The organism is Luteimonas sp. A649, assembly GCF_054072735.1.
In genome coordinates, this window is the sequence record NZ_JBSVRQ010000001.1 from 1997321 (window position 1) to 2013063 (window position 15743).

15 protein-coding genes and 1 pseudogene are annotated in these 15743 nt (G+C 71.0%); 5 read left to right on the top strand and 11 right to left on the bottom strand.

Translation table 11 applies throughout. The annotated features are described in order from the left end of the window. From lgt to ACW5E8_RS09205, 3 genes are read left to right on the top strand one after another with little or no spacing between them, the layout of a single operon-like run. Window positions 1-915: a prolipoprotein diacylglyceryl transferase gene (lgt, locus tag ACW5E8_RS09195; protein WP_456965142.1), complete on the top strand. Its 915-nt coding sequence runs from the start codon at window positions 1-3 to the stop codon at window positions 913-915. Between the two features lie 54 nt (window positions 916-969). After that, entirely contained in the window at window positions 970-1764 is a 795-nt protein-coding gene (locus tag ACW5E8_RS09200) for a thymidylate synthase (RefSeq protein WP_456965143.1), read from the top strand. Window positions 1765-1802: 38 nt separating this feature from the next. Beyond that, complete coding sequence (locus ACW5E8_RS09205; RefSeq protein ID WP_456965284.1) at window positions 1803-2279, top strand: dihydrofolate reductase; 477 nt, start codon at window positions 1803-1805, stop codon at window positions 2277-2279. Window positions 2280-2351: 72 nt separating this feature from the next. Here ACW5E8_RS09205 and ACW5E8_RS09210 read toward each other — a convergent pair. The 9 genes and pseudogenes from ACW5E8_RS09210 to ACW5E8_RS09250 all read right to left on the bottom strand — a co-directional run. Next, window positions 2352-3188 (bottom strand): annotated as a pseudogene (locus tag ACW5E8_RS09210) (symmetrical bis(5'-nucleosyl)-tetraphosphatase); the annotation flags it as partial. Window position 3189: 1 nt separating this feature from the next. After that, window positions 3190-3573 carry a Co2+/Mg2+ efflux protein ApaG gene (gene apaG, locus ACW5E8_RS09215; protein ID WP_456965144.1) on the bottom strand — a complete coding sequence of 128 codons (384 nt, stop codon included), beginning with the start codon at window positions 3571-3573 and terminating at the stop codon, window positions 3190-3192. Between the two features lie 35 nt (window positions 3574-3608). After that, entirely contained in the window at window positions 3609-4418 is an 810-nt protein-coding gene (gene rsmA / locus ACW5E8_RS09220) for a 16S rRNA (adenine(1518)-N(6)/adenine(1519)-N(6))-dimethyltransferase RsmA (protein ID WP_456965145.1), read from the bottom strand. Next, entirely contained in the window at window positions 4415-5404 is a 990-nt protein-coding gene (gene pdxA / locus ACW5E8_RS09225; protein WP_456965146.1) for a 4-hydroxythreonine-4-phosphate dehydrogenase PdxA, read from the bottom strand. The genes rsmA and pdxA overlap by 4 nt, the downstream gene beginning before the upstream one ends. A gap of 1 nt (window position 5405) precedes the next feature. Continuing rightward, a complete protein-coding gene (locus ACW5E8_RS09230; protein ID WP_456965147.1) occupies window positions 5406-6695 on the bottom strand; it encodes a peptidylprolyl isomerase in 1290 nt (429 codons plus the stop codon). Then, complete coding sequence (gene lptD, locus ACW5E8_RS09235) at window positions 6692-9103, bottom strand: LPS assembly protein LptD (RefSeq protein ID WP_456965148.1); 2412 nt, start codon at window positions 9101-9103, stop codon at window positions 6692-6694. Before lptD ends, ACW5E8_RS09230 begins: the two co-directional genes overlap by 4 nt. Window positions 9104-9183: 80 nt before the next feature. Next, window positions 9184-10107, bottom strand: a complete 924-nt coding sequence (locus tag ACW5E8_RS09240; protein WP_456965285.1) for a histone deacetylase family protein — start codon at window positions 10105-10107, stop codon at window positions 9184-9186. 23 nt (window positions 10108-10130) lie between these two features. Then, window positions 10131-10685, bottom strand: a complete 555-nt coding sequence (locus ACW5E8_RS09245; protein WP_456965149.1) for a cob(I)yrinic acid a,c-diamide adenosyltransferase — start codon at window positions 10683-10685, stop codon at window positions 10131-10133. A 5-nt stretch (window positions 10686-10690) separates the two neighbouring features. After that, window positions 10691-11287: a hypothetical protein gene (locus ACW5E8_RS09250; protein ID WP_456965150.1), complete on the bottom strand. Its 597-nt coding sequence runs from the start codon at window positions 11285-11287 to the stop codon at window positions 10691-10693. Between the two features lie 80 nt (window positions 11288-11367). On the opposite strand from ACW5E8_RS09250, the gene ubiH reads away from it, so the two are divergent. Both ubiH and ACW5E8_RS09260 read left to right on the top strand, forming a co-directional pair. Then, window positions 11368-12588 carry a 2-octaprenyl-6-methoxyphenyl hydroxylase gene (ubiH, locus tag ACW5E8_RS09255; RefSeq protein ID WP_456965151.1) on the top strand — a complete coding sequence of 407 codons (1221 nt, stop codon included), beginning with the start codon at window positions 11368-11370 and terminating at the stop codon, window positions 12586-12588. Further along, window positions 12585-13775 carry an FAD-dependent oxidoreductase gene (locus ACW5E8_RS09260; RefSeq protein ID WP_456965152.1) on the top strand — a complete coding sequence of 397 codons (1191 nt, stop codon included), beginning with the start codon at window positions 12585-12587 and terminating at the stop codon, window positions 13773-13775. The genes ubiH and ACW5E8_RS09260 overlap by 4 nt, the downstream gene beginning before the upstream one ends. 21 nt (window positions 13776-13796) lie before the next feature. Here the strand turns inward: ACW5E8_RS09260 and ACW5E8_RS09265 are convergent, their stop codons facing one another. After that, a complete protein-coding gene (locus tag ACW5E8_RS09265) occupies window positions 13797-14561 on the bottom strand; it encodes a hypothetical protein (protein WP_456965153.1) in 765 nt (254 codons plus the stop codon). 98 nt (window positions 14562-14659) lie between these two features. Then, entirely contained in the window at window positions 14660-15742 is a 1083-nt protein-coding gene (rlmM, locus tag ACW5E8_RS09270) for a 23S rRNA (cytidine(2498)-2'-O)-methyltransferase RlmM (RefSeq protein ID WP_456965154.1), read from the bottom strand. Between the last annotated feature and the right edge of the window lies 1 nt (window position 15743).

The following is a 15743-nucleotide window of genomic DNA, read 5'->3' on the forward strand; positions in this document are numbered from 1 at the left end:
ATGAGCCTGCTGCACCTGGTCGACCCGGTCGCGGTCCAGGCCCCGGCGTTTGAGCTGTTCGGACGGACCTTCGCGCCGGGAGTGCACTGGTATGGGCTCATGTATGCGCTGGCCTTCGTCAGCGCCTGGCTGCTGGGGCGGTCGCGGATCCGTGCCGGCCGGCTGCCTGGCGTCGACGACGCCGGCTTCGGCGACCTGATGTTCTACGGCATGCTCGGCGTCGTGCTGGGCGGTCGCATCGGCTACGTGCTGTTCTATTCCTTCGGCGATTTCCTGGCCAACCCGCTGATGCTGGTGCGGGTCTGGGAAGGCGGGATGAGCTTCCATGGCGGCCTGCTTGGCGTGCTGCTGGCGAGCTGGCTTTGGTCGCGTGCGCGCCGGCTGCACTTCTTCGACACGATGGATTTCGTGGCGCCGCTGGTGCCGCTCGGCCTGGGCTTCGGCCGCATCGGCAACTGGATCGGCGGCGAGCTCTGGGGCAAGCCCACCGACCTGCCTTGGGCCACGGTGTTCCGCAGCGCGCTGCCCTCGGACCTGGCGTACCTGGATGACGCCGCGCTGCGCGTGCTGCACCAGGCGGGGCAATTGGAGCCCTATGCGCGCCATCCTTCGCAGCTCTACCAGGCGTTCCTGGAGGGCGTGGCGATGTTCACCGTGCTGTGGTGGTTCTCGCGCAGGCCGCGGCCGCGCTATGCCGTCGCCGGCGTGTTCGCGCTGCTGTACGGCGCGTTCCGCTTCCTGGTCGAGTTCGTGCGGGAGCCCGACGCCCACATCGGCTATCTTGCGTTCGGCTGGCTGACGATGGGGCAGGTGCTGAGCACGCCGCTGCTGCTGATTGGCCTGTACTGGCTGTGGCTGGCGCGGCGGTCGCCGACCCTGCAGCCCGCGCCGCCGGCCGCCGCCGACAAGCCGTAGCCACGGCCGCAGCCGCGACCGGCAACGACCTGCCATCCCGACGGAGCCTGATGCATGCGGCAGTACCTCGATCTCCTTGGCCACGTGCTCGAGCACGGCACCGAAAAGGCCGACCGCACCGGCACCGGCACGCGCAGCGTTTTCGGCTGGCAGATGCGCTTCGACCTCAACGACGGCTTCCCGCTGGTCACCACCAAGAAGCTGCACCTGCGCTCGATCGTCCACGAGCTGCTGTGGTTCCTGAGGGGTGAAACCAGCACCGCGTACCTGCGCGACAACAAGGTCACGATCTGGGACGAATGGGCCGACGCCGACGGTGAGCTTGGACCGGTCTACGGCAAGCAGTGGCGGCGCTGGGCCGACGGCCGCGGCGGCGAGATCGACCAGATCCGCTGGGTGATCGACGAGATCCGCCGCAATCCGGACTCGCGCCGCCTGGTGGTGAGCGCCTGGAACGTCGCCGACCTGCCGGCCATGGCACTGCAGCCCTGCCATGCGCTGTTCCAGTTCTACGTGGTCGAGGGCCGGCTGAGCTGCCAGCTCTACCAGCGCAGCGGTGACATCTTCCTTGGCGTGCCCTTCAACATCGCAAGCTACGCCCTGCTCACGCACATGGTGGCGCAGGCCTGCGGACTGGGCGTGGGCGACTTCGTGCACACGCTGGGCGATGCCCACCTGTACTCGAACCACTACGCGCAGGCGCGCGAACAGCTCGCGCGCGAGCCGCGGCCGCTGCCGACGCTGGCGCTGAACCCGGCCATCGACGATGTCTTCGATTTCACCTACGACGACATCGCCATCGAAGGCTACGACCCGCTGCCGGCGATCAAGGCGCCGGTCGCGGTCTGAGCCGCATGGCCGGCCATGACAGCGCGCCGCTGGTCACGATGGTGGCGGCGGTCGACCGCAGGCTGGCCATCGGGCGTGACAACGACCTGCCCTGGCGCTTGCCCGACGATCTCGCGCGGTTCAAGGCGCTGACCCTGGGCAAGCCTGTGCTGATGGGACGCAGGACGGCCGAGTCGCTGGGCCGGGCGCTGCCGAAGCGGCGCAACCTGGTGCTCACGCGCAGCGGCCGGGTGCCGTTTCCCGGAATGGAGGCGGTGTCATCGCTGGACCAGGCCTGTGCGCTGGCGGCGGCTGCCGGCGAGCTGTGCGTGATCGGTGGTGCCGAGGTCTATGCGCTGGCGCTGCCGCGAGCCTCGGTGCTGCAGCTGACGCACGTCGACACCACCGTAGACGGCGCCGACGCGTTCTTCCCTGGCGTCCCGCGGGATGGCTGGCGCCGGGTTTCCAGCGAGCACCACCCGGCCGACGAGCGCCACGCCTTTGCCTTCGAGTTCGTGGAGTACCGCAGGCTCTGACGGGCGCGCCTGATGTCCGGGGTTCGACCTTGTTGCCTGCGTCGAAGCGATCACCGGGTCGCTGTCGCTTCAGGCTGGACCCTGGTCCGGCTGCGGGCGACCCGGAACCTGCACCACCTGCAGCTCCTCGGAGTCCAGGCGCAGCGCGGTGAGCTTGCCGCCCCAGACCGCGCCGGTGTCGATGGCATGCACGCCGTGGCCGATGAACAGCCCCAGCGACGACCAGTGCCCGCACACCAGTTTCAGGCCGCGCTCGACCCGTCCGGGAACCGCATACCAGGGATAAAGCCCCGGCTGCTGCGTGCCCGGCGCGCCTTTTTCCTCGAACGCGATGCGCCCGCGCGGGCTGCAGTAGCGCATGCGGGTGAAGATGTTGATGATCGCGCGCTGGCGGTCGGTGCCGCGCAGGCCGCTGGACCAGGCCGGGCGATCTCCGTACATGTTGCGCAGCAGCCCCTGGCGGTTGCTTCCCTGCAGCACGCGCTCCACTTCGCCGGCCATGGCCAGGGCGTCGTCGGCGGTCCACTTCGGCGCCAGGCCGGCGTGCACCATCATCCAGCCCAGGTTGCGGTCGGCGTGCACCAGCGGCTGCGTGCGCAGCCAGTCCAGCAGTTCGTCACGATCGGGCGCGAAGAGGACGCGCTGCAGGTCGGGATTGACCTTGCGCTGATCGGCTTCGCGGCGTTCGGCGATGGCCAGCAGCGACAGGTCATGGTTGCCGAGCACGCTGACCGCACTCCCGCGCAGGGAGTGGACCAGGCGCAGCGTCTCCAGCGACTCGCCGCCGCGGTTGACCAGGTCGCCGCAGAACCACAGGCGGTCGCGCGCGGGGTCGAAACCGATGCGCTCGAGCAGCCGCTCGGTAGGCCCCAGGCAGCCCTGGAGGTCGCCGATCGCCCAGACCGCCATATCAGTGCAGCGTACGCGGGACGGCGAGGGTGAACGGCGGGATCGGCGCGTCGAAATGCGTGCCGTCGTCACCGACCATGCCGTAGCTGCCTTCCATCGTGCCGACCGCGGTCTCGAGCACGGCGCCGGAGGTGTAGGTGAACTGGTCGCCGGGTTCGATGAGCGGCTGCTCGCCGACCACGCCTTCGCCACGCACTTCCTCGACGCGGCCGTTGCCGTCGGTGATCAGCCAGTGGCGGTCGAGCAGCTGCGCGGCGCGCCGGCCGAGGTTGCGGATCCGGATGGTGTAGGCGAAGACGTAGCGGTCGTCTTCGGGCGCGGATTCCTCGGGCAGGAAGCGCGTCGCGATCTGGATCTCCAGGGTGTAGTCGGGTGCTTCGTCCATGCGGTGAGTGTAAGCGTTCGGCGTGAAAACCGGGGCTACGGCGCAGGCACCGCGTTCGCCAGGCGGATGAAATCCACGACCTCCAACTGCTCCGCACGCTGTGACGGGTCGATGCCCGCGGCGCTGATCTCGTCTGCGCTGCACAGCGTCTGCAGCGCGTTGCGCAGCGTCTTGCGGCGCTGCCCGAAGGCGGCGCGCACGATGGCCGCGAAGCGCGCCGGATCGTCGATGCCGATCTCCGCCGGATCGCGCGGCACCAGGCGCACCACGGCGGAATCGACCCTGGGTGGCGGCCTGAATGCGCCCGGGCCCACGGTGAACAGCGCGGTGACGCGGCACCAGGCCTGGAGCATCACGCTGAGGCGTCCGTAGACCTTGCTGCCGGGGCCGGCCGCCATGCGGTCGACCACTTCCTTCTGCAGCATGAAGTGCATGTCGCGGACGGCCGCGGCGTGGTCCAGTGCGTGGAACAGGATCGGCGACGACAGGTTGTAGGGCAGGTTGCCGACCAGCCGCACCGGCGTGCCGGCGGCGAGCGCGGTGAAGTCGACATCAAGCACGTTGGCGTGGATGAGCTCGAGCTCGCCGTGCTCGCGGGCGCGCACCGTCAGCGGGGCCAGCAGGTCGCGGTCGAACTCGATCGCGGTCAGGGCGCCATGGCGCTTGAGCAGGGGGAAGGTCATCGCGCCCTGGCCGGGCCCGATCTCGACGACGCGGTCGCCGGGACGCGGGTCGAGCGCCAGGATGATGCGGTCGACCACGCCGCGCTCGTGCAGGAAGTGCTGGCCGAGCGACTTCTTGGCGGGCTCGCGGAAGCGGCCGTCGTGGCCGTCATGCTGGTTCATGGTGCAGTGTTCCCGGCCACACGTGCCGCGGCAAGGCGGGTGCAGGTGTCGATGGCGGCGAAGAGGCTCGATGGGTCGGCGCGCCCGCTGCCGGCCAGGTCGAACGCGGTGCCATGGTCGACCGCGACCCGCGGATACGGCAGGCCAAGGCTGATGTTGACCGCTTGTTCGAAGCCGGCGTGCTTGAGGACCGGCAGGCCCTGGTCGTGGTACATCGCCAGGATCGCGTCATGGCGCGTGAGCTTCGCCGGCAGGAAAGCGGTGTCCGCTGGTAGCGGACCTTCCAGTCGCAGGCCTTCGCCACGCAGCCGCTCGAGCACGGGGATGACGGTGTCGATTTCCTCGCGGCCGAGGTGGCCGTCCTCGCCCGCATGGGGATTGAGGCCCAGCACCGCGATTACGGGATCGCCGATTCCGAAGTCCCTGCGCAGGGCGGCGTGCAGGATGCGCAGGGTGCGCTCGAGCAGGCCGGGCGTCAGTGCGTCCGGAACGTCGCGCAGCGGCATATGCACCGTGGCCAGCGCCACGCGCATGGCCGGGTTGGCGAGCATCATCACCACCTCGCAGCCGGCGTGCGCGGCGAGGAGGCCGGTGGTGCCGGTATAGGCGATGCCGCCCTCGTTGATCGCGGCCTTGTGCACGGGGCCTGTGACCATGCCGTGGCAGCGGCCGGCGAGACAGGCGTCAGCCGCGGCCAGGAGCGCGCCCACGGTCGACGCGGCGTTGGCGGGGGCGGGTTCACCCGGGGAGACGGCGACTGTGGCCGGCAGCTCGTGCAGGACGAACTCGCCGCCAGGCGTGGACATGCGGTCGGCGGCCGTGCGCTGCAGCGGCAGCCCGAGGCGTCCGGCTGCGAACAGCAGCGCCGCACCATCGGCAAAGAGTTCGAGTTCAGCGTCCCAGCTGCGCTGCAGCGCGCGGACGCACAACTCCGGCCCGACGCCGGCCGGTTCACCCGGGACCAGCGCGAGCCGTGGACGCTGCATGTCAGCTGTCGCCGACGGCCCCGGACGCAGGACGGATATCGATATAGGCCTCGCCGCGCATCTCGCGCAGGAAGCGGTTCCACTCGTCCTCGAGCTTGCGCTGGCCGATGGTCTCGCGGGCCTGGTTGCGGCGGTTCTCGGCGTTGACGTCGGCCTGGCGGGTGCCGGTCCGCTGGAGGATGTGCCAGCCTGCCTGGCTGCGGAACGGCGCCGATACCTCGCCTTCCTGCAGCGCCGCGACCTGCTCGCCGAACTGCGGTCCGAAGGCGTCGTGCACGAACCAGCCCAGGTCGCCACCGGCGGCCTTGGTGGCGCTGTCGTCGGAGGCCTCGCGGGCCACGGCGCCGAAGTCCGCTCCTTCGACCTGCGCGCGGAGGCTGTCGATGCGGGCCTTGGCGGCCGTGTCGTCGCCGCGCACGAGGATATGGCGCGCCTGGTACTGGGTGACCGTCTCCCCGCTGCCGCCGGCGGCGTCACGGACATCCACGAGCTGCAGCAGCTGGAAACCGCTGGGACCACGTGCCGGCCCGAAGACCTGGCCCGGCTGGAGGCCGCCGACGATCGCGGTGAACGCTGCCGGGATCTCGTCGGTGCTGCGCCAGCCGAGGTCGCCGCCTTCCAGCGCGTTGGGGCTGTCGGAATAGCGCACTGCCGCCGCCGCGAAGTCCATCTCGCCGCGCTCGAGCAGGGCGTTGATGCCGTCGATCTTTTCCTGCGCCATCGCGATCTGCTCGGGCGTGGCGCCGTTGGGCAGGGCGACGAGGATGTTGGCGAGGCGATACTGGGTGCCGCCGGCCTGGCTTTCCAGTGCGGCGTCGACTTCGGCGTCGCTGACCGTGATCGTGCTCTGCGCAAAGCGCTGGCGCAGGCGCTGGATGGCCAGTTCGTCGCGCAGCGAGCTGCGGAACTCGCCCAACGAGATGCCGTCCGACGCGAGCTGCTGGCGCAGCTGGTCGGGGGTCATGTTGTTCTGCTGGGCCACCGCGGCCACCGCGCCGTCGAGCTCTTCATCCGCGACGCGCACGCCGGTGGACTGCGCGCGCGCGGTCTGCAGCTGCACCAGGATCAGGCGTTCCAGCACCTGCCGGCGCAGGATCGCTTCGGGCGGGAGCTGGTCGCTGCGGCCGCCGTACTGCATCTTGATGTTCTGCACCGCGCGCTCGAGCTCGCTCTGCAGGATGACGTCCTCGTCGACCACGGCGGCGATGCCATCGATGGGCTGCACGTCCTGGGCAAGGGCGGGCGCGGAGAGCGCGGCGAGGAAAGCGAAGGAAAGGAAGAGCTTCTTCATGGGGAAACGTCGGCCGAGGGCGCGTCGCCATCGTCGTTGCGGACGTCAGGCGGAGGCACCAGGTACAGGTCCTCGCGGTGGTAGCCGAGAATAGCACGGCGCAGGCGGCTGGTCGTTTCAGGGCCGGCCGAGCCCAGGCCCTTGAATTCGATCTCCAGCTGGATCGCGTCGTTCATGTCGCCCTGGAAATTCCGCACGTAGCGGCGTGCCACCAGGCGCGCGGCCATGCAGCAGCTGTCCCACTGGATGCCGGCAATGCCTTCCAGGAGCTGGTTGTCCAGCAGCGAGTAGTAATAGCGCCCGACCAGGCTCCAGGACGGGCTGAGCGGGTACAGGAAGGAGAAGTCGACCTGCTCCAGCAGGTCCTCCTGGTTGTTGGCGTTGCGCCGGTAGCGGTAGGCCAGGTTGACCACGCCATCGTCGCCGATCAGGTATCGGGTGCGGACGCTGGCCAGGTCTTCCTGGCTGGTGGCGGGGTTCCAGTGGTAGGTGCCGCCGATGCTCCAGCGGTCGTTGATCTCGTAGCTGGCGTCGGCGATCCATGCCGACCTGCCTTCGGGGATCACCGGGGAACCGGGGCTGAGGCCGACGCGGGAGTCCTCGAAGTAATGGATCTGGCCGATGCTCGCCGACAGCTTCTCGCGGCCGGACTCGGCATTGACCAGGCGCGTGGTCAGCGCAAGCGTGATCTGGTTGGCATCGGCCTGTCGGTCGGCGCCGGTGAAGCGGTTGTCGCGGAACAGCTGGCCCCAGCTGTACGACATCGCCTGGGTGTCGAACAGCGGCAGCGCGGACTGGTCGCGGTAGGGCGTGTTCACGTAGAACAGCCGTGGCTCGAGCGTCTGCAGGTGGGACTCGCCGCGGAACAGGGTGGTGCGGTCGAAGTAGACGCCGGCATCCACCGTGCTGATGGGCAGGCTGCGCGAGGGCGACGTGTCCGGGGCGCCCGGGGTGAGCCTCGCGGCGAGTGCGTCCTCGAGCTCGTACCCGGTGTAGCGCCAGGCCAGGGTCGGGGTGATGAACCAGGCCGCGCCCTCGAGCGGCATCGACACCCAGGGCCTGAGGTCCAGGCGGCTGCCGCCGGGCTTTGCCCGGCTGTCCGCGTGCTCGAAGCGGGTCACGTCGATCGAGGCGCCGGCCACGAACAGGCCCGCGAAATCGTCTTCCCAGTTCGCGTACGCTCGCGGCAGGCGGTGATAGGGAAGGATGGCATCGCTCTGGGTGTAATCGCCCAGCTGCCAGTAGTCGGCCATGATCCCCGCGTCCCATGTGCGGGCGCGGCCATAGATGCCGATATCGCTCTTGATCGAGAAGTTCGTGCGGCCGTTGAGATTGCTGCTCGAGTCCTCGATGTAGCGCGGGTCGCTCGCCCAGGCCAGGTTGGTGCGCGCCTGCCAATGGCGATTGATGTTCTGGTGGCCGTTGAAGCGGAACATGCCGCGGTCGTCCTTGCGGCGGTTCTCCGCGGGGATGGACTCATCGGCCAGCTCTTCCGCGCGACCATCGCGCGCGAGCCGGTCGGAGGGCAGCACCTCGATGTCGAAGACGCCGGCGCCGCCGTTGGTGCGGTAGCGGAACTCGGTGCCCAGCAGCAAGCCGCGCTTGGTCATCAGGCGCGGTTCCAGCGTCATGTCGTAGTGCGGCGCCAGGTTGATGTAGATCGGCTGGCGCCAGTCGAAACCGTTGCGGCTGGAATAGGAAATGCTCGGATAGAGCAGGCCCGTGCGTCGGCGGTTGTCGGTGGGGAAGGCGAAGATCGGCACGTACAGAACCGGGACCTTGCCCACGCGCAGGGTGGCGCCGCGGGCGATGCCCTCGCCCTTGTCGTTGTCGATGTCGATGCGTTCGGCGCGCAGCTCCCACCAGCGGTCGTCGCGTGCGCATGTGGAATAGGTCGAGCCGTAGAGCGCGCCCTGCGCACCCTTCATCTCGATGCGCTCGGCGCCGCCGTTGCCGCGGCGCTCGGTCAGCTGGTAGCTGACCTTGTCGACCCGGTGCGTGTCGGCTTCCTGGTCGCCTTCCAGGTGCTCGGCCACCAGGCGCATGCCGGAGTCCTGGTAGCGGACGCTGCCGGTGGCGACGTAGGTGGACGTATCACTGTTGTATTCGATGTTGTCGGCGCCGAGGAACTGGTCGCCGCGGCGCAGGGTCACGTTGCCGGAGTACTCGATGTTCTCGCCGTCGACGCCGGCGAGGTTGTCACCCGCGATGTCGGTGGGCTGGGAAGCGCGGTCGGCAGGGGTGCCCGTGGGCGGCTGGGCATCGGCAAACCCCGGCACCGATTCCACGATCGGGCACAGGCTCCAGTCCGGCTCGATGTCATCGTCGGCCATCGCGGCCGGATGGTGTGCCGCCAGAGCGCAGGCGATGCACAGCGGCAGCGGGAGCAGGCGGAGGGCTTGGCGCACGCAGGATTCCGATGGGGGAGAGGGCGGCGGACAGCTTGCCGCATCGCCCGGGCAGCGGCAATGCACGGACCGTGAACGCCTCAGCCCGTGGCGCGGGTACCCAGGGCGTGGACATGGGCGATGCTGCACTCGGCGAGCGCAGCAAGGTCGTAACCGCCCTCGAGCACCGAGACCATGCGGCCGCCGGCGTGGCGCGCAGCAATGGCGGCCAGTTCGCCCGTCAGCCAGGCGAAGTCGTCGGCCTCCAGTTCGACGTGGGCGACCGGGTCGGCGCGGTGGCCGTCGAAGCCGGCCGAGACCAGCAACAGCTGGGGCTCGAAGGCATCGATCGCCGGCAGCAGGCGTTCGCGCCAGGCCTCGCGGAAACGATGGCTGCCGCTGCCCGCCCGCAGTGCGGCGTTGTGGATGTTGCCTTGGCCGCGGTCACGGGGGTGGCCGGTGTCCGGGAACAGCGGCATCTCGTGGGCGCTGGCATAGAGCACGCGCGGCTCGTCGGCGAAGATCGCCTGGGTGCCGTTGCCGTGGTGGATGTCGAAATCGATGACCGCCACCCGCGACAGGCCATGGCGGTCGAGTGCATGCGCCGCGCCCACGGCGACGTTGTTGAACAGGCAGAAGCCCATGGCATGCGCGGGCGTGGCGTGGTGGCCGGGGGGGCGCACCGCGCAGAACGCGACCTCCGACTCGCCGGCCATGACCAGGTCCACCGCCGCGACTACGGCGCCGGCCGCGCGCAGCGCCGCTTCCGGGGAGCCGGGCGAAAGCACGGTGTCGGGATCGAGCTGCATCAGATGGTCCGGCTCGGCCTCGAGCACCGCGTGCAGTAGCAGGGGCTCGTGCACGCGCAGCAGCTGGCCGCGCGTGGCCCGCGGGGCTTCGCGCCAGTCGAGCCCGGGAACATGGTCGCGAAGCGCGGTCACGACGGCGCCAAGGCGCGCGGGGGCCTCGACGTGGCCGGGGCCGGTGTCATGCGCGAAGCACGCGGCGTGGGTGAAGACTGCCAGCCGCTTCGCGCCCATGCCCGCGCTCAGCTCCGGCGGCGCTCGTGCTGCCAGATGACTTCGCCGTGGCCGCCCTCGCGCGCCAGCACCCGGCAGAGCACGAACAGCAGGTCGGACAGGCGGTTGAGGTAGCGCACGGGCTGCGGGCGCACGTCTTCGACGCGGGCCAGGGCCACCGCGCAGCGCTCGGCGCGACGGACCACGGTGCGCGCGATATGGCAGCGCGCCGCGGCTTCGCCGCCGCCGGGAAGGATGAACTCCTTCAGCGGCGGCAGGTCGGCGTTGTAATGGTCGAGGTGCTGCTCGAGCCGGGTGACGTCGTCGTCATCGATGGCGGCGTGGCCCGGGATGCAGAGCTCGCCGCCCAGGTCGAACAGCTGGTGCTGGATGGAGGTCAGCAGGCTGCGGATGGCGTCGGGCAGGTCGGCGGCGAGCACCAGGCCGATGGTTGAATTGGCTTCGTCGACGGTGCCGTAGGCCTCGACCCGCAGCGAGTCCTTGCCTGTGCGGCTGCCATCCCCCAGGCCGGTGCTGCCGTCATCGCCGGTGCGCGTGTAGATCTTCGAAAGGCGGTTGCCCATCGGGGTCAGCGCTTGCCGCGCTGCCGCGCGGGGCCGGCATTGCGGGCCACGGACTCGGACACCACCTGGGCCAGCGCGGCCGCGGCCACGAACATGGCGGTGGCGCCGAGATAGGGCGCGAACCAGTGGCCGTAGTTGGCGGCCCAGCCGGCAAACGTCGGCTCGGCGACCGCCGGCGACAGCCAGTAGAACCCGCCCTGCGCGAACAGGTGGCAGGCCGCCGTGGCAAGCACCAGCACCCCGGCCAGGCGGGCGAGCGCGCGGAAGTCCGCGCCATCGTGGCGGCTGCGCAGCCAGTGGCCGCCGGCCCACATCGCGGCGTGCGCGGGCACCAGCATCCAGTAGCCGGGCGAGACGCAGTAATGCGCGAAGAAGTTCAGCCCTTGGCCGCTGATCACGATGTAATCGATCACCACGGCCAGTGCCATCAGCGCCGGGAACGCCCAGCGCGCCCAGGCCCGCAGGTAGAAGCCGCCGATGAAGAACGCCGCCCAGGTCGCGTCCGGCACCGGGGTGAAGTGGGTGAAGACGTGGCTCCGCGTGGCCGCCATCAGCAGCACGAGCAGCGACAGGACGATGGCGCGTTGCAGGTTGGTGTTCATCTCGCGTGGAGCTCCGACGGCTGTGCTGGATTCGCGCCATTCTAGCGAACTGCGGGCCGCGGCGGCCGTATCATGCCCGGATGACGGCGACACACGACGTAGTGGTCATCGGCGGCGGCCTGGTCGGGGCCAGCCTGGCGATTGCCCTGGAAGACAGTGGACTGGACGTGGCCATGGTCGAGGCCGCACCGGCGGCGGCGATGCCGGCGGTGTTCGACGAGCGCAACCTGAGCTTTGCCGAGGCCACGATCAACGCGCTCACGGCCTTGGGCGTGATGCAGCGGCTGCGCGCACCCACCGGCGCCATCACCCGCATCCACGCCAGTCGGCAGGGCGACTTCGGGCGCGTTCTGCTGGAAGCGGCGGACTATGGCCGCGCAGCCTTCGGCCAAGTGGTGGTGGCGCGGGATTTCGGGGAAGCGCTGGAGTCACGCCTGGCCGGGGTAAGCGGCCTGGCGCGGCATCGTGCGACGCGCTTCAACGGCTTCGCACCGGACGAGGGTGCGTATCGCGTCCTGGAGCTGTCCGGCAAGGGACCGGCGCGGCTGTGCGCGCGCCTGGTCGTGGCCGCGGACGGCATGCACAGCGGCGTGCGCGATGCACTGGGCATCACGGCCACCCGCCACGATTACGGCCAGGTGCTCATGGTGGCCCGGCTGCGCGCGGCGCGACCGCCCGACGGCACGGCTTACGAGCGCCTGGGCGATGACGGTCCGACGGCGCTGCTGCCCCGAGGCGATCGCGCCTGGGGCCTGGTGCATGGCGTGGCCACGGCGGACGCGGATGCCGTGCAGGCGCTCGACGATGCCGGCTTCCTGGCGCGGGTCCAGGCGGCATTCGGCTGGCGCATCGGCCGGCTGATGTCGGTGGGCCCGCGCAGCGCCTACCCGGCGGTGGCGCTGCGTGCGGACGGCACCATCGCCTCCCGCGCGGTGCTGGTGGGCAACGCCGCGCAGAGCATCCACCCGGTGGGCGCGCAGGGTTTCAACCTCGGCCTGCGCGACGCGCTGACCCTGGCGGAGCTGCTGGCGGCCTGCGCGCGCGACGGCGGCGACCCGGGCGATCCCGCCCTGCTCGCGGCCTATGTCGCGCGGCGCAGCGAAGACCGCGCGCGCACGCTCGATTTCTCAGACGGACTGGCGCGGTTCACGGCCAATCCCGGCCAGGGTGCCTCGCTGCTCCGGAGCGCCGGACTGGTCGCGCTTGCCGCGCTGCCGGGGCTGCAGGCCGGCCTGGTCGGAGGGGCGATGGGTTACCGGGGCGACGTGCCGGATGCCTGCCGCCCGGAGGCCGTGCGATGAGTCGCGGGACTGTCGATGTCGTCGTTGCCGGCGGCGGCGTTGTCGGCGCGGCCGCGGCGCTGGCGCTGGCGCGGCTGGGCCTGTCGGTGACGATGGTGGAGGGCCGGGCGCCGCCCGTCTGGTCTGAAGCGAAGCCCGACCTGCGCGTGTTCGCCTTCGCCCACGACAACGCCCGGCTGTTCGACGACATCGGCGCCTGGGCGGGCGTGGCGGGTCGCGACGGCCGCGCGACCCGGCTCCAGCCCTATCGCAGGATGCGGGTCTGGGATGCGGCCGGCGGCGGCGAGCTGGCCTTCGATGCCGACCGCGTGGGGCGGCGCGAGCTCGGCTGGATCGTGGAGAACGCGCTGCTGGTCGACAGGCTCTGGGCCTGCCTGCCCGGCGCGGGCGTGGACGTGCGCTGCCCCGCCCGGGTGGACGCATTGGAACAGGACGAGCGCGGCGTGCGCCTGCGCCTGGATGACGGCAGCCGCGTGTCGGCGCGCATCGCGCTCGCCGCCGACGGCGCCGGGTCGACGCTGCGGCAGCTGGCCGGCATCGCTGTCGATGGCCATGGCTACGACCAGTCCGGCGTGGTCGGCTATGTGCGCACGGAGCTGGGGCACGAGGCCACGGCGTGGCAGCGCTTCCTGCCCGGCGGGCCGCTCGCCGTCCTGCCCTTCACCGACGGCAACAGCTCGATCGTGTGGACCTTGCCCACCGCGGAAGCGGACGCCGTGCTGGCGATGGACGACGCGACGTTTGGCGAAGCGCTGGCCCGTGCCTTCGACCGGCGGCTTGGCCGGGTCGAGCCCCGTTCGCCGCGCGCCGCCTTCCCCCTGCGCCTGCAGCTGGCGCAGCGGTATTCGTCGGGCCGGGTGCTGCTGCTGGGCGATGCCGCCCACGTGATGCATCCGCTGGCGGGGCAGGGGGTGAACGTCGGCCTGCGGGACGTCGCCGCGCTGCGCGAATCCATCATGGCTGCGCAGGCCCGCCGCCAGGCGTGGGATACGCCGCAACGGATCGCGCGCTGGGCGCGCGTGCGCCGGAGCGAGGCCACGCTGGCCGCGCGCACCTTCGATGGAATCAACCGCGCCTACACCAGCGATTCGCCTGCCGCGGTGCTGCTGCGCGGGCACGCGCTGGGGCTGGCCGGGCGGCTGCCGCCGTTGGCTGGGGCTCTGTGGCGGCACGCGGCGGGGATCTGACACCCGCCGGGCGCCGACCGCTCAGCGCATCCAACCCCTGAGTTCCTGCGTATCGAGCACGCCGTCGCCGTTGTTGTCGACGGCCGCGAACTCGGCGCTGAGCGTGGGGTTCGCACGGGCTTCGGCACCGCTCAGGCGGCCATCACCATTGGTGTCGAGCGCCGCCATGTCGATCCGGTACGCACCGACCACCGAATCAGGCGGGCTGGAGGTGACCGTCACCTGCGCCACGCTGGGGTAGGTATGCAGCGGCGTTGCGGGCGGCGCGGGTGGCGTCGGCGGCGCATTGGTGGCCACGCGGGCGGTCTCTGCAGCCATCTGGGCATCGAGCGCCGCCTGGCGCGCCGCACTGCTGGCCGCGCTGGCGTTGCCGGCGGCGTTGTGGGACTGCACCAGGGTTTCGTTGGGCAAGGCGTAGCCGCCTTGGGCCGCAGTGGATGCTGCGCCTGTCTGGTTGGCCGCACGCTTGGCTTCATGGGCAGCGCGCTCGGCACGGCGCGACGCCTGGTCGGCCTCCCACGCGCTGTATTCGGCCTGTGCCTGGCCGCGAGGAGTAAGCGCGCCGGCGCGTCGCTCCGCGGCCGCCTGCTCCGCGGCCTCTCGGGCAGCCCGCGCGTCCTGGTCGGCGGCGCGGGCATCCTGGAATGCGGACTGCGTATTGACCTGGCTGCGCGCCTGCACGTCCGCGGTACCCGCGGCCTGGGCCATCAGGGGTCCGCTGGCGCCGAGCCCGCAGCAGGCGAGCAGGGCCAGGCCGAGGGAATGCGTGGTCTTGAGCGGATTCATGGCGGTGTCCTCACGAAGTGATCGGACGCCACGCTAGTCCTTGCCCCATGAAGCGGCGGTCAGGGTTGCCCTGCTGCGCGCTGAACGCAGGATCCGCTTCAGCTGCCGGCCGGCATTGCGAGCACGGTGATCTCTTCGCGATCGTGATACAGCTGCCGCGCGCGCAGTTCCAGCGGCCGCTGCGCTTCACGATTGAAGAGGTCCAGGCAGAGCGAGGTTTCGAGCCAGCGCTTCTTCATCGGGAGCTTGAGGTTGAACACCGCCTGCCGGCACCAGCCCTCGCGGAACCAGGTCGCCATGCGCGAAGCCACGCGCCGCGGCTGTTCGACCATGTCGCAGACCATCCAGTCCAGCGGCCGTGACGGCTGCCAGCGAAAGCCGTCGTCGCGCAGGTGCTCGACCCCGCCGCCGTCGAGCACGTGCTGGCGCAGCGGGCCGTTGTCGACGGCGATGACCTGCACGCCGGCGCGCTGCAGCACCCATGTCCAGCCACCCGGGGCCGCCCCGAGGTCGGCGGCGGCCATGCCCGGGCGCAGCAGGCGCGTGCGCTCGTCCTGGTCGAGCAGGGTGAGGAAGGCTTCCTCGAGCTTCAGTGCCGAGCGCGAGGGCGCGTCGCGATGGATGCGCAGGCGCGGCACGCCCATCGGCCAGGGGGAAGAATCCGCGGGAGCGGCGGTCGCGAGCAGCAGGTGGTCGCCCGCCAGCAGGCAGACGTGCAGGCGCGGGCGGCGCGTGTCGTCGGTGGTCGCCAGAAAGCCTGCCTTGCGCAGCGCCGGACGCAGGGCGTTGCCGAATGCGCGCGCCAGGCCGGCGAGCGGTCGCGCCTCGTCGCTGTCGGGGTGCTCGACCACGAGCATGCCGAAGGCCGGGCCGCGGCCAACGGGTGCAGCGTCGACGTGCCGATGCAGGGCCGCGAGCACGGGCGCCACGCGGTCCGCGGTGTCGAGGCCCTGGAGTTCTTCCACGATCACCAGTTTCTGGCGCGCGAACACCAGCGAGCGCCAGGGCAGCGCGCGCGACAGCGCGGCGGCATCGTCGCCGGGCGCGAGGAAGCGCACGAAGCCGGTTCCACGTTCGGTGGCCGCATAGCCGTGGTGGCCGGCCGCCGCGGCGCGCTCGCCAAGCTCGGCTGCAAGCTCGGGCTCGAAGCCGCTGCGGCAATAGCAGAGCAGGCCACTCATG